This window comes from Acetobacter indonesiensis, from assembly GCF_000963945.1.
In the GTDB taxonomy this organism is placed as follows: Bacteria; Pseudomonadota; Alphaproteobacteria; order Acetobacterales; family Acetobacteraceae; genus Acetobacter; species Acetobacter indonesiensis.
Window position 1 is genome coordinate 1 of sequence record NZ_BAMW01000076.1, and the last position, 14,856, is coordinate 14,856.

General features: G+C 45.2%; 8 protein-coding genes and 3 pseudogenes. 6 read left to right on the forward strand and 5 right to left on the reverse strand.

Annotated features, from left to right (window positions below; translation table 11 throughout):
- The 4 genes and pseudogenes from Abin_RS13980 to Abin_RS13995 all read right to left on the reverse strand — a co-directional run.
- Positions 1 to 364 (reverse strand): annotated as a pseudogene (locus tag Abin_RS13980) (transposase); the annotation flags it as partial.
- 425 nt (positions 365 to 789) lie between these two features.
- A complete protein-coding gene (locus tag Abin_RS13985; RefSeq protein WP_255319411.1) occupies positions 790 to 2,673 on the reverse strand; it encodes an alginate export family protein in 1,884 nt (627 codons plus the stop codon).
- A gap of 77 nt (positions 2,674 to 2,750) precedes the next feature.
- The gene (locus Abin_RS13990) at positions 2,751 to 4,118 is read right to left on the reverse strand and encodes an MFS transporter (RefSeq protein WP_084593667.1); all 1,368 of its coding nucleotides are present in this window, start codon (positions 4,116 to 4,118) and stop codon (positions 2,751 to 2,753) included.
- A 618-nt stretch (positions 4,119 to 4,736) separates the two neighbouring features.
- Positions 4,737 to 5,624 (reverse strand): LysR family transcriptional regulator, encoded by an 888-nt coding sequence (locus Abin_RS13995; RefSeq protein WP_048848014.1) that lies wholly within the window; start codon positions 5,622 to 5,624, stop codon positions 4,737 to 4,739.
- Between the two features lie 130 nt (positions 5,625 to 5,754).
- Here Abin_RS13995 and araD point away from each other — a divergent pair, with 130 nt between their 5' ends.
- The 6 genes and pseudogenes from araD (at position 5,755) to Abin_RS14025 (ending at position 14,412) form a co-directional block, all read left to right on the forward strand.
- The gene (gene araD / locus Abin_RS14000) at positions 5,755 to 7,533 is read left to right on the forward strand and encodes an L-arabinonate dehydratase (RefSeq protein WP_048848016.1); all 1,779 of its coding nucleotides are present in this window, start codon (positions 5,755 to 5,757) and stop codon (positions 7,531 to 7,533) included.
- A 38-nt stretch (positions 7,534 to 7,571) separates the two neighbouring features.
- Complete coding sequence (locus Abin_RS14005; RefSeq protein ID WP_048848025.1) at positions 7,572 to 8,408, forward strand: HpcH/HpaI aldolase family protein; 837 nt, start codon at positions 7,572 to 7,574, stop codon at positions 8,406 to 8,408.
- Positions 8,409 to 8,610: 202 nt separating this feature from the next.
- On the forward strand, positions 8,611 to 9,030 hold the full coding sequence (locus Abin_RS14010; RefSeq protein ID WP_048848028.1) for a tautomerase family protein: 420 nt from the start codon (positions 8,611 to 8,613) through the stop codon (positions 9,028 to 9,030).
- 154 nt (positions 9,031 to 9,184) lie between these two features.
- The gene (locus tag Abin_RS14015; RefSeq protein ID WP_048848017.1) at positions 9,185 to 10,486 is read left to right on the forward strand and encodes an MFS transporter; all 1,302 of its coding nucleotides are present in this window, start codon (positions 9,185 to 9,187) and stop codon (positions 10,484 to 10,486) included.
- Positions 10,487 to 10,705: 219 nt separating this feature from the next.
- Positions 10,706 to 11,750, forward strand: a pseudogene (locus tag Abin_RS14020) (transposase).
- 412 nt (positions 11,751 to 12,162) lie between these two features.
- Positions 12,163 to 14,412 carry a TonB-dependent siderophore receptor gene (locus Abin_RS14025; RefSeq protein WP_258027430.1) on the forward strand — a complete coding sequence of 750 codons (2,250 nt, stop codon included), beginning with the start codon at positions 12,163 to 12,165 and terminating at the stop codon, positions 14,410 to 14,412.
- A gap of 225 nt (positions 14,413 to 14,637) precedes the next feature.
- On the opposite strand, the pseudogene Abin_RS14030 reads toward Abin_RS14025, so the two are convergent.
- A pseudogene (locus Abin_RS14030) lies at positions 14,638 to 14,856 on the reverse strand (MarR family winged helix-turn-helix transcriptional regulator); the annotation flags it as partial.

The following is a 14,856-nucleotide window of genomic DNA, read 5'->3' on the forward strand; positions in this document are numbered from 1 at the left end:
GTTTTGAGTTCAGGCCGCCTTTTGTCCGTCCGATATGGCGGGGAAAAGTCCCCTTTCGAGCAGGGACGCCGATGTCCGGTGTACCTTGAGGTGTGTTGCATTGATCATCAGACGCTTCGAACGGCCAGCCTGTTCTGTCAGGGCAACAAAGATTCTGTCAAAAACACCGAGGCTACTCCACCGGATAAAGCGACTATACAAAGTCTTGTGCGGACCATACGCTTTCGGAGAGTCTTTCCACTGAAGGCCGTTACGGATAACATAAACGACCCCGCTCATCCACGCGTGGTATTCCGTGCGCCAGAGGAAAAAACGGCTCAATCCGCTTCATCTGGCTCTCAGACAGCATAAACACATCACTCACAGGCTACCCTCCATTGGTAAGCCTGTGAATCATAATCTCTCGCTCAGTTCAATAAATTAATAGGTCCTGAGCCTAGGTAATCTTCAATATCAAAGAAATCAGACTATTTCATGAATAGTATAATCAATAACGGAGAATATGTAGCACATACATACAATTAAAACCAAAAAATTTTTTCAAATCATTCATCTTCTATGAGGTTACGAGGGCATGGATTGCGCATCAGTAGGAAAATGTATTAAGACAGACCGGTAGTTTCACTTTATTCTATCAAATTCTGATTATTGTAATTTGAGAAACGATCCTACTTTCCCTTTAAATATTTCCGTCATAAATCACTCACAATAAATGTTTGAGGCCATGAAATGTTGGTATCATCAGATGCATAAAAATATGCAGTTCTACCATTGAGAGATATTGTTATCTCAAAATGTCAGTTCCAGATTTGACTGAACATAGGCTCCCTGAGCAGCACCCGAACGCAAAATATTACGACCCAAAAAGACATATTCTCCTTCAAGACTAAAGCTAATATGTCGGGTTGGCCTCCAGTTGAAGCTGGCTTGGGGTAGAACACCTGTATAATGGTCGTGAGGTCTGTAAGGAAAGCCTAAAGTAGACTGCGGATATATTGCGTCATGGGTACTGTTACGCCACATTACGGGAGATTTCAGTTGTAATGATGTGTTGCTTGTCGGGGTAAGTGTTATGAGTGGACCAATACTGACTACATTCTGCATATTAAAATAAGTACTTAAATCGAGGTAAGAGGCAGAAGGCGAATAAGGCGACAGAAAACCGCCCCATGTGCTCGTAGAGTTATTTCGATAGTCTCCGCCGGACACGTCATCAAACTGAAGACCTAAAGAAGGGTGTCCCCACCATTGGTTGAAACGCCAGGATGCTTGGGCATTGACTGCCCAAGCATTTACGTTTCTAGAAGGACCGTTTTTTTGGTAATAAAATGTACCTCCTTGCCACATACCACCAATTGAGAACTCAATAGGCCCCGCATTGCCCCAAATACGGGTGCCGGGTGTATCGCGATGTGTCGAACCTATTGTATTTCCGTGAGCGGCAGCAAGTGAACTGTCGGCTACGATGAATCCAAGATAGAATGTGTCGAGGAAAATCTGGCTTTTTTGTCCCCAAAGTTTGAAGTTTGGCGCTGCATAGGATGTATAGGCTCCAAAGAGTCTGTTTCTCCATCCTACCGTGTCAGCAAAAGGTTTGAGAGGGAGTTCGTTTGTTTGCGTTAGATCAAAGAGGTCAATGCGAAATCGTTTCCAGAACGCATAGCCACGCAGACCATTCCATGAAAAAGGAATCGAGGGATATACACTGCCTCCAGTAAAATAAGCAGGAGTATCTAGAAACTTATAACGACCAATCATGATACCGCTTTTAGCGCCAAGAAAATTCCCTTTTATTTCAAGAAATGCCTGATGCAGTTCAATCTTGCTGCGCCATCTTCCAGTATATCCATAATAATTGATGCCACCAGCTTCGCCGCTCATCAATTCACCATATAGACGCACATGATCTGTCAAGTGTAGATCTGCCCCCACATTGAAACGCAAGTTTGACCGGTAAGAAGGAGAGCGTTTTGTCGCACCAAGCCCTGCATTCTGGTCGTAAAAACCATGATGTCGGAAGTTTCCGCTAAAACTAATGTATATATCTCCATTTTTATTAAATGGTATATATTTTAACGTATCCATCGGGTCGAGATGGTTGTGCTTGTCTCGCAGATTGGACCAGTCTTCGGCCCAGCGCGCTACGGCGTAATATGCAACAGTTCCAAAACCAGCAGCAGCTCCTGAATTTGTATTGAATACTCCCCAAGGTCCCTGATGCAGTAATGCTCCCGGGAGTTGATGCAAACCCAGAGACTGAGGTTGTCCGTAAAGTTCTGGACGAGACGTCAATGGTGGTAGCAGCTGATTCCAGCGCACGCTTGCTGGGGCAATAGTAGCGGAAGAAATGTCGTGAACTGTATGAGGTCGGGAATCTGTTTCCTTAGTGTTACTACCAGTGGATTCTCTTTTTATTACTGCATCTGTAGGAGATGTTTGCTTTGATGCCTTTGTAAAAAATTGAGATTTCCGAATGGCGGTATGCCTTTCTACTATCGGAAGGTTGTCTGCTGTAAGACCTGTTATTTGAGCCTTAGCGCTCCCCATTGTGAGGAGATAAAGACTTCCAGTAATAAGCCAGAGAGAGGAAGTGCATACGCTAAAGGGAAAAGATGACACGCAGTGAAGCCGATGACGATTACTCTCGCGAGATGTCAATCCTTGATTATTCATGTTGCTGTCCTTTTATTTTTATTTTTGATAGGACGTGTTTTTACTGCGCAGTATTTAGAAAAAGCGCGCCGATTAACTCAGGCAGGTAGAGCAAGCCGGCGGATTTTTCCGACAACAAAAAGATAAAGCAGGATAGCTGCAATGCAGTGGACGGCAACGAACAATAATGCACCATCATAAGAAGCAGTGAGTGACACGATGTAACCAACCGCGATAGGTGTTACGATGCCAGCAACATTGCCGATCGCGTTAAAAATTCCTGCTGCAAGGCCAGGAACTTCTTTCGGTGCTATGTCGGAAATTACGGCCCACCCTATCGCCGCTACGCCTTTGCCGAAGAAAGCAAGCGACATTATCGCAATAATCACCAGAGGTGACTGTACGAAATTGCAGAAACAAAGAGTGGATGCTAACCCCATGCCCACAATGAAAGGTGTCTTACGCGCAAAACTTGCTGAACGACCGGAGCGCAGTAGTCTGTCAGACAATGCTCCCCCGACAATAGCACCCAATAGGCCGCAAAGCGCCGGCACACTAGCCGCAAAACCAGTCTGTGTGAGAGAAAGACCGCGCGCTTGATGAAGGTAAGATGGAAACCATGTCAAAAAGAAATATAAAATAACATTGATACAATACTGCCCACCGTATACGCCCAACAATGTTCGGTCCGTGAGCATAAACTGAACCTGCTGACGAGTGAGTTTGTGTTTTATTTTCTTATTCTTGTCGTCAATATCGATAAGAGCACCTCCCTCGCGAATATAAGTCAGTTCTGCATCATTGACATGTGGATGCTGTGCGGGAGGGCGCATTGTGACTAACCAAAGAATGGCAAGTAGAACGCCCAGAAAACCCATCATCGCAAATATGTACTCCCAGCCAAGACGTTGCGTGACCCAGCCCATTAAAGGCGCAAAGAAGGCAACCGCGACGTATTGGGCTGAATTAAAAATGGATGTGGCAAGGCCTCTTTCACCGATAGGAAACCAGCTTGATGTGATACGGCTGTTGGCGGGAAAAGCCGGTGCTTCCACTAGACCCAGTCCAGCCCAGAGAAAAAACAAAACCGGGAAAGCCAAACTTTGTGGAACATGACCCGCACCTGAGATGGCCAAGGTACATAGGGACCATGCGAAGAGGCTTATCCCATAAACGCGTATGGAACCATAACGGTCAAGCAGCCAGCCTCCAGGCACCTGATTGATTACATAAGCCCAACCGAACGCAGAGAAGATATATCCCATAGACACCGGGCTTAACCCTAGATCCTGGGAGATATTTGATCGTGCAATTCCTAGAGTGGCACGATCCCCGTAATTAATCGCTGTGATGGTAAATAAAAACGCAAGAACAAAATATCGAATCACCGTTCGCCTTTTGGGGCGTACGGTTGCTGAAAAGACTTTGGCTGTTTGGGTTTCTAACGATCCTTTTGTTATATTCACCTTGTGTCTCCCTTAATGCGGGATATGGAATAGATTGGATTGTTGCAAGCATACGAACGATCGGAGTTCCATGATCCTGCGTTATACACAGCACTATGTGGTGAAAGATCAAAACCAATCTCTAAATAGATCTATTCAAAATTCATATCGCTTTAACTCTGGACAAACTCTTAGGTTGAATGATGGGGCTTTCTGCTATTCGGGTTACTGGCAGGAAGACATCAATACTTCACATAATTTTCAGCTTCGAATAGAGAAATTTTTGGCTTTACAAGCTTATGTTTAATAGAAAAATTATAGTTTAACATAATTAATTGTTAAAAACGTTATTTCATCAATAATTTTTCAATATTTACCTATTAATAGTTTGTTTTATTAATATTTTCAGTTTCTATAATGTGTTGGGGTTTAAATTTTTCTATATCGTAGAGACGTTAGAAGGAGATAAAATGGGGTAATCTGGGAAACTACGATGACCCTTTAGATCCAAGAGGCAAGGCTCTGCTGCATGATGTGCAGCTGAGATATACCTGCGATTTTATAGCGTCATGAGAATGATACAAAGTGGTCAAGTATCCCCGTTAAACTGGGGCGTGCTGCTGCGGGAACGAGCGCGGTCTATTTTGTAATCTGGCTGACAACCGCCAGCACGCTGCCAAGCAGAGGGCTGTTGTCCTGTGATCGATGCGCCATATAAAGTTCCGCCAGAATGTCATCGCCAAAGGCTAGCCGGCGACAGATAACATTTCCGATATCGAGCCGCGATGCAGATTCGGGAATTAGGGCCATGCCCACGCCACTTCTGACAAGCGAGAGAAGGGCATGGATTTGTGTAAGATGATGAATCAGTCGTGGTTGAATGTTTGCGCTGACAAGAAGGCGTTGCACAAGGTCATGAAAATAACCGCCTCCTAGCACGGAATACATAATGAGATCCTGCCCTTCCAGATCCGTGGCGGTAAGGGCATCCTTGTGTGCAAGAGGGTGGTGGTATGGCAAAGCTGCTACAATACGTTCAGACCGGACGGGCTGAAATGTGACGCCTGTTGCGGCAAAAGGCGGTCGGACAAAAGCTAGATCAAGTCGGTTTGATGTGAGTGCGGCAATCTGATCCCGCGTGATCATTTCTTCAAGAATGAGCTCAATATCTGGATACTCAGTTTGAATGGCAGAAATTAGCTGTGGCAGAAAGTCATAGCTGCTGGAGGGAGTAAACCCGATGGCAATTTGCCCCAGTGCGCCACGACCCGCGCGCCGTGCGGCTAAGACGGCATCTTCAGCTCCCCTAAGAAGGCGTCTGGCTTCAGGTAGGAAGACTATTCCAGCCTGAGTAAGGCGGACGTGCCGGCTGGTACGTTCAAGCAGTGCGACACCAAGCGTATGCTCCAGAAGTTGTATCTGCCGGCTAAGAGGTGGTTGCGTTATGTTCAGGCGTGCTGCCGCCCGTCCAAAATGAAGCTCTTCTGCAACGGCCACAAAACAACGAATCTGGGTAAGTTGTAGCATTGATATCAATCCTATCTTGATCAATGCAGTATCTAAGTTGGACTCTCTTTCTCTGTCACGTCCTAACTGGCCTCACGAACACTGGTCCTCTCTTTTTTCACGAGAGGGTGCAGGCAAGGAGAGCGCACGTATGACGAAAGACGCCGGAGCTCAGCCCGATACGGCTGCTAAAGCTCCCCAAACGCAAAAACTGCGGAGTGAAAGATGGTTTGGCCCGGCAGATTTACGTAGCTTTGGACACCGTTCACGTGCCATGCAAATGGGGTACGATCAAGAGGACTGGGCAGGCAAACCTGTTATTGCGATTCTGAACACGTGGTCAGATATCAATCCCTGTCACATGCATTTCCGGCAGCGTTCTGAAGATGTGAAGAGAGGGATATTAGAGGCGGGTGGATTTCCGCTTGAACTGCCAGCAATTTCTCTTTCCGAGAATTTTATGAAGCCGACCACCATGCTGTATCGCAATATGCTTGCGATGGAGGCAGAGGAGCTACTACGGGCTTACCCGGTCGATGGTGCGGTGCTGATGGGAGGATGTGATAAAACAACTCCCGGCCTTATATTAGGCGCTACCAGCATGGATATTCCCGCAATCTACGTCCCAGCAGGACCAATGCTGCGGGGAAACTGGCATGGGAAAACTCTCGGTTCAGGTGCGGATTCTTGGAAATACTGGGACGAGCTGCGGGCAGGTAAAATTACCCAGGAAGACTGGGCAGGGGTTGAAGCCGGAATTGCCCGGAGTGCCGGTACCTGCATGACAATGGGCACAGCGAGTACGATGACGGCTATTGCTGAAGCAATTGGCCTCTCGTTACCAGGTGCCAGTTCAATTCCAGCCGTTGACTCCAATCACATTCGAATGGCAAAAAATTCTGGTCGACGCATCGTCGAAATGGTTCGTGAAGATCTCAAACCCTCAAAAATCCAGACAAAAGAGGCTTTTTTGAACGCAATAGCCGTTGCTATGGCAATGGGGTGTTCAACAAATGCTATTATCCATGTGATTGCGATGGCGCGGCGTGCAGGAGTTGACGTCGGGCTAGATGATTTCGATAGGGCCAGCCGTGTTGTGCCGGTTATCACCAATGTGCGGCCTACGGGTCAGACTTATTTAATGGAAGATTTCTATTACGCAGGTGGTATTGCCGCGTTAATGAACCGGATTTCAGATTTTCTGACTCTTTCCTGTGTGACGGTAACAGGCAAAACTGTTGGTGAAAATATTGAAAAATCTGAGGTTTACAACAATGATGTGATCCGGCCTCTCGATAAACCAATGTTTACGGGGAAAGACGGAGGCGCTCTTACCGTCTTAAGAGGCAACCTTGCGCCAGATGGTTGCGTGATGAAGCCTGCCTGCTGTGATCCGAAATTCCATAAACATACCGGACCAGCTCTGGTTTTTGATGATTATCCTAGCATGAAGAAGGCGATTGAGGACGAAACTCTTGATGTCACACCTGATCATGTTCTTGTGTTACGCAATGCTGGTCCACTAGGCGGCCCTGGTATGCCAGAATGGGGGATGCTACCCATCCCCAAAAAGCTGGTTAAGCAAGGTGTAAGGGACATGCTACGCCTTTCCGATGCCCGAATGAGCGGAACAAGTTACGGTGCTTGTGTGCTGCATGTGGCACCAGAGAGTTATGTTGGAGGTCCTCTCGCACTTCTAAAAACAGGAGATTTTATCTCAATTGATGTTGAGAGACGGTCGATATGCATGGAAGTTTCGGACGAGGAGTTGGAACGGCGTCGCGCAGCGTGGGTTGCCCCCAAGCCTCGTTATGAGCGGGGCTATGGCTGGATGGCAGCCCACCACATGCGGCAGGCCAATGAAGGATGTGATTTCGATTTTCTTCAGACAGATTTTGGTAGTCCTGTTTCAGAACCCGTTATTTATTGAGCTTCTTGCATAAGACAGGAACAGGCAAGGAAACAAACATGCCGAAAAATCCAATAAGAAAGATTTGGTCAGAGGGTGCTGGCGTGATCAACGGCTGGCTTTCCATCGGAAACCCGTTCTCGGCTGAAATCATGGCATCCTGCGGATATGATTCCATAACAGTAGACATGCAGCATGGTGCCATTGGTTACGAAAGTATGCTGGGGATGTTGCAGGCCATGCGGGCATCTGGTGTAGCCCCGATGGTTCGTGTTCCTTGGCTTGAGCCCGGCGCTATCATGAAAGTACTTGATGGTGGTGCGTGGGGGGTAATTTGTCCGATGGTGAATAGCCGGGCAGATGCGGAGCGACTGGTCTCTTACGTTCGTTATCCTCCACACGGTAATAGAAGTTTCGGTCCTACGCGGGCCAATTTCGCGATTGGAGCAGACTACGCGACTGTTGCTGATGATGAGGTGCTGTGTTTCGCGATGATAGAAACAGCCGAGGCTATGAGCAATCTAGAAGAGATCGTTCGTACTCCAGGTCTTGACGGTGTTTATGTCGGTCCAGCAGATCTTACGCTTGGGCTCACTGGAAGACAGTACCGCACCGGTTTTGATCGCGAAGAGCCGGAGATGCTTCACGCTATTCAGCATATCAAAACGGTAGCGCACGCAGCGGGTATTCGCATGGGGTTGCATAATGGTTCGGCAGACTACGCGGCCAAAGCGCTAACATGGGGATGTGATCTTGTCACCGTGTCGAACGATGTTCGACTTCTTACACAGGCTGCACAGCAAAGTGTTGCTGATATACGTCGACTTATTTCGTCAGAGCTATCTTTTGACGCGGAGGAATCGTCAAATGGACGTGAATGTGGAGCATCATATTAATATATGTTTAGAAAAATCCTCATGTGTCTATACGCAACGATCTTATACTTATTTTCTGGTTGAAGACATAAAAAAGCGTTTCCGCCGTAAAGTCTTGCTACGGTGATCTATATAATGCTGTTGCGATGGACACAACAAATAAAATAAAAACTAAAAAATATACTTGTTTAATAAAGTATTAACTCTAACAATAGGTAGAAACATGCCACTTCTGCATTTTCATATTTTCGAAGGTCGTAATGAAGAAGCAGTTAAAAAACTGCTCGATGTTTCACATGAAGTCATGTTCGAGGTGTTTCAAGTTCCTTACCGTGACCGTTATCAGTTAGTATCCGAATATAAACCCTCTCATATGATTATGGAAGATACGGGTCTAGGTATCCAGAGAAGTGAAAATTTCATACTACTTCAGATTTTTACTCGTCCAAGAGGTTCTGAAGCGATGATGAAATTTTATAGGATATTAGCTGATATGTTGAGAATCGAGTGCGGGATTGAAGGATCAGACCTTATGATATCTGTCGTAGAAAATAATGACTCACATTGGTCTTTCGGAAACGGACGTGCACAATTCTTGACTGGCGAGTTGGGTAGCAAGAAAACGATTGAGAGTTTATTTTAAAAACAAAATAGATTTTTTGAACGTATCAAATAATTTCATAAAAAATAAAAATAAGTATTTATCACCATGCGTATTAGATATAGTGAATTGCCTGCAATACGTAATTTTGTTAATTTGTCGCCTCTCTCAAGAACAGATAAAAAAGAGAGTAAAAATGTCACATGCTCTTCAGAAAGAAACTAAGATCATAAACAAAATCGCGATAAGGATATTGCCTCTGGCGACGCTATGTTATCTTGGGGCTTATATAGATAGGCAGAATATTAGTTTCGCTAAACTTCAGATGGCATCTGATCTACAAATTAGTGACACTGTTTTTGCAACAGGTGCATCATTGTTTTTTATAGGATATATGATTTTTGAGATTCCAAGTAATATGTTGCTTCATAAATTCGGCGCGTCTCGATGGATCACGAGGATTGCCTTATCATGGGGAGTTATTACAATATTGATGGCATATACAAAAAACATTTCGACATTTTATACACTTAGGTTTTTTCTCGGAGCTGCGGAAGCTGGTCTTTATCCCGGAATAATATATTATTTATCACTATGGTTTCCCTCGCAACATCGTGTGCGGATGATGGGGTATTTTACTTTGGCGAGCAGTGTCGGCAATATGGTGAGCGGTCCTCTTTGTGGCTGGTTATTAAGTCTACAAGGGGTTGCTTCTCTATCTGGTTGGCAAATAATTTTTCTAATAACGGGAATTTTCCCTATAATTCTAGGCATTCTTGTGTATTTTTTTCTTCCTGAGCGCCCTGAGAGCCAAACTTTCCTGAGTAATGTAGAAACGTGCTGGTTGCTTGACTCTTTGGAAACAGAGAGGCATGCCGTCCTCCAAGAGGAACCGCAGAACGTCAGCATAATTAGCGCAGTATTTAATCTGCGCGTTATGGAGCTCGCTGTCTGTTTCATGCTAATTTCGATAGCTAGTTATGGGTTAAGTTACTGGCTTCCCTCATTGGTTAACGAATTTGGAGTATCTTATACTACAAATGGATTTCTTAATGCGGTTCCTTATTTCCTAAGTACATTGACGCTTATTTTCATTGTTCCAGCACTAAGAAAGGGTGAACGCCCTCTATATGCAATGCTTTCTGCATCGATATTGGGTGCCTTGTGCTTTCTATTGTCGGTATTTGTTCATGGTAACTCCTATCGCTTTATTTTTCTCTGTCTTGGTGGTCCCTGTATTTATGTTCTTTTACCCTGTCTGTGGGTGCTGCCATCAAAATTTTTAAAAGATGCGAAAGCAGCCATTGGGATAGCGACTATTACTTCGGTAGGAGGATTTGGAGCTTTCATGGGTCAAAATTTGGTGGCGTGGGTTCGTTATTTGAGTCAAAGTTCGGATATGCCTATGATTGTTCCAGCCACAGCTTGCGCTGTTTTATGTTTTATGGCTGTCAAAATGATCTGTTCGGAGAAAAATAAAATTCTGCAGAAAAAATAATCAATTGATCTGAAATAAAAACTATAAAAAATTTTTGTTTGTTGAATGAAGATTTTTAAAAAATAGGTTATAATAAGTTATGAGTTTTGTGTTAAGGTATTTCTTATAATTCTGTTCCTTCTGTAACAATTGGGATGTATAGATTATGAAACACTCCGCTTTCTTGGATGTGGAGTGTTCTAAAAACTCCATGATTTTCTACGGCGTATCTGTGACTCTATGCCATCTGTGGTGATTGGATGGGTGAATAATGAAGCAGCAGCGTTCTTTGATATTGAAAATCGGCTTGCTCGGTTGAGTGGGCTTGGAGATCAGCTCGAAGCGTTTTCTTGGGCGGTGGATTTTTAAGTGTTTCGGCCAGATCTGGACAAGGCTCTGACTTATTCAGACAGTCGCAAAAGGCGAGTCTCTTCCGTTTGATCCAGTGCGTATTTTCAAAATTCTGCTCATCCAGACGCTAAACAACTTGTCCAACGAGCGGAGGAAATAACTGATCAATGACCACCTGCCCTTCATGCGCTTCCTTGGTCTGGAGCTATCGGACAGCGTGCTGGATGCCCAAACAGTCTGGCTGTTTCGCGAACTCTTGACCCAGGCGGGTGCCGTTGAAACACTGCTTGATTGCTTTGATGCTACCCTGCGGAACATTCGTTACTTACCGATGTAAGGCCATATTCTTAATGTCACACTGTGACAACTCCCAGTCAGCGCAATACCAATGCGAATAAGGCCGATCTACGTGAAGGACGGATCCCATTGAACTGGCAGGACAAGCTCTTAAAGCCGTCCGATAAAGACGGTCATGCGCGACGGACGTTGAAGTTCACCAGGGCTAAGCCTCAGGATGACAGGATGGTCCCGTCTACGGATCTCGCCATCCTTTTCTTTGGTAATAAATCGCATGTTTCCATCGACCGTAAGTTTCGGCTAACCCGCAAATATAATGAGATGGATGCCGCCGTCAGTGGTGGTGCCAGACTGTGTGAGGGACTTCTTGATCGCAGTAATAAAGCTTACCTGTCGTAAGCAAATCAAGACTTCATTGAAAAGCGTGGTTTTGTTTCAACAATACTGGAAACCCACTCATCCGGTTCTCTCTTGAGCATGTTTTTTGCTGTTCAAAAAAAGAATGAGGTTGTTGATCCCAACAGTTAGCAACACGGGGACTACTACGAGCGTCAGGCTCATCACTATTGTATATATTATACGCCGCTTTCTGTTGCTTGAGCGGAATAGAGTCACCAAGTGGCAGTTTACATTATAATACCCCCACTCTCCACCAAGTGTGAAACAAACATTGTTGTAAAGAACCATAAGAGTTGCTTGATGCTCTGAAATTAGAACACTATCGCATCAATCAAAGGTTCTTCAAAACCTTCAAGGGTCAACCCCTTTAAATTCAAGAATAAGAACGTTGAATAACTTAGGCAGAAGAAAAATGAACAAATAGTAATTTTTGTCACTTTTGACAAAGTTCTAAACCTGCTAGATGCGGTGATTATAAGAATCAGTCGCATTATGCACTTTGGTAGGATCCTGATGTGATACCCTGTCCTGTAATATCTTTCCGAATAACCTGCTTGTTAGCATCGACATTTCTATCTTTTGTGGGAATATTTTCTGCTCAGGCTGCCGACACGACGTATGAAAGGAATAAAAAAGCTACTTCCAACGAGGTGCTTAAAAAAAAGGTGGAGGACCGTAAAATTTCACCAGCGGCGGTAGGCCATAATAATAAAACCATCGTCAACGTTGCATCCAGGACAGACGAAAACATTCTGGTTAAGGCCCACAGATGGGACCGTGGTAGTTACACGGCATCGGAAACCAGCGCATCAACCGGTCTGCCGTTAAGTCTGCGGGAAACACCCCAGACCGTTACCGTTCTGACCCGGCAGGTGATGGACGACCAACAGATCAATACTCTTGATGATGTTCTGAACACCACCCCTGGTGTTACGTCTTATGCCAATGATAATGCAGGGCGCACAACGTATCGTGCGCGTGGCTTTGATATTACCAACTACAAGATTGATGGTATGCAGATTGATGCCTCAACCAGTTTTGGTGGGGTGGGGTCATCCATGAACATGGATCTGTACGACAACGTGCAGATTGTCCGGGGCGCGAATGGTTTGCTAGGCGGAACGGGCGATCCTTCAGCAACAATTTATATGCAGCGTAAGGCACCCCAGCGCGAATTTTCAGCGAATGGCCTGCTAAGGCTTGGGAACTGGAACGAGCGCCGTGTTATGGCCGACCTGAATGCACCACTTAATCATTCCGGCACAATTCGCAGCCGGTATATTTTTTCATGGGATGATACGGATACTTTTCGTGTACATGAACACGTTAACCGTATTGGTGCGCTGGCGAACTTTACGGCAGATCTCTCTGAGCGTGATACGTTAAATTTTGGTTTTCAGTATGAGAGAACCCAAAATGATGGCGCATCTTGGGGAACGAACGTTCCGATCTGGTATGCCGATGGAACAAAGGCAAATCTGCCTCGGCGAACAAACCCTGTAGCCGACTGGAGCCAGGCAACCCGCGATCAGTATACCGCGTTTATTAACTATGATCATAACTTTTCAGGCGGCTGGCATCTGAAAGCTGGCTATATGCGCACACAGGGAAGTTCTTATAATAACTTGGGGGTTGCAAAAATTAATAATGCATCCAGGGGTAAGTATGGCGGCTTTTGGAATCAGGATGGTACAGGCGGCTATCTGAATGCGCTTCATGCTGAGTATCAAGACGGGCGCGATAATGCAGACGTTCATGTGTCTGGCCCTGTTCACTTTCTGGGGCATGAGCATCAGCTTATTTTCGGTTTTAACGGCTATAATGATGAAACCACGCAATATACCTTTAGCAAGGCTTTAGGGAACTGTTCTATTGCGGGTGTTACACCGTACTCAGGATGCCAATATCGTGCTATAGGACTGCCTATCGAAAATTGGCAAACTTGGGACGGCTCATACCCTAATTTTGTGACCCATCGCACTCGTGCGCGTGAGGTCGATGTAACACGAAATTACGGGGCATATGCTTCCGGACATTTTGTTTTGGCTAAAGGGTTATCTCTTATTCTTGGTGGTCGTATGAGCAGTTATCAGGCTTATACAGGCACTTACAATAAAGCGAACCACTATTCAGGTTCTTCCAGCACAGGTCAGCAGAATGCGGTTTTGACGCCCTATGCTGGTATGGTTTATGATTTTACTAAAACCATGTCGATTTATGGAAGCTATACGAATATCTTTACACCTCAGTCCAACCTGAGAGATGCCAACAATAAACCACTGAACCCAGTTCTGGGGAAGAGTTATGAAACCGGGTTAAAAGGAGCCTTCTTCAAACAGCGCCTGAATACATCCCTGGCTTTTTATCTAAACCGCCAGAGCAATGTAGCGCAGGCAACCGGGACTACAAATGCCAACACGGGTGAAGCAATCTATGAGTCACTCAATGGTGTAAAGACAGAAGGGATTGATCTGGATGCTTCAGGTGAACTTCTGCCAGGCTGGAATGTCTTTTTTGGGTATAGTTATCTTTACGAAAAAGGTCTGAACTATCGTCAGGATCCGCATCATCTGGTGCGTCTGACAACGAGTTACACATTCCCTGGAAAATTACATCATCTTACGATTGGTGGCGGTATATCCAGCCAGTCCAATACGGAATGGTCTACCAATCCGGGTCGCCCCCTTGGTAATGGTCGGTATGATGCCTCAAACCTTCGCGTCAGAGGGTATACGTTGATCAATCTCATGGCACGTTACAGGGTTACAAACTGGCTTGATGTTGCGGGCAATATCACCAATCTTACTGACCGTAGCTATGTGCGACAGGCTGGATTTTATGATGGTATGATCTACGGTGAACCTCGTACGTTTAGCTTTACCTTGCGTGGTCATTATTGAATTTTTGATACAAATTGAGGCAAGAGAAAAATTAACATTATTGGCAGCAGGAAAGAGAAGCTTTCCTGCAATGCTGTGCCAATGAAATAGCCATATTTAGTGCGATCTCGATTATCTTTGTGGTCTTTACTATTATAGTCTATATTCTCTTACTTCTTGTGAAAGAGAGGCGATTTTACGAAAAAGTTATTTATTAAATGATGGTACGATAGCTATTATGGAAAATCACATTCTGTTACTGAATACTTCATTTTCAATATCACTCAACCGAGCGTTCAGGCGCTGTATAAGAGCAGTCAGGGCTTTCTCTTTTTCTTCAGCGAGAATATTGAAGAGATCAGCGGCAAAGCTATCACGAATGGGCGCGAACTCGGCGCGGATGGTTTTTTCGACGGGCGTGAGAGAGACACGCTTGATCCTGCGTGTCTTCGGGGGGGGGGGGGC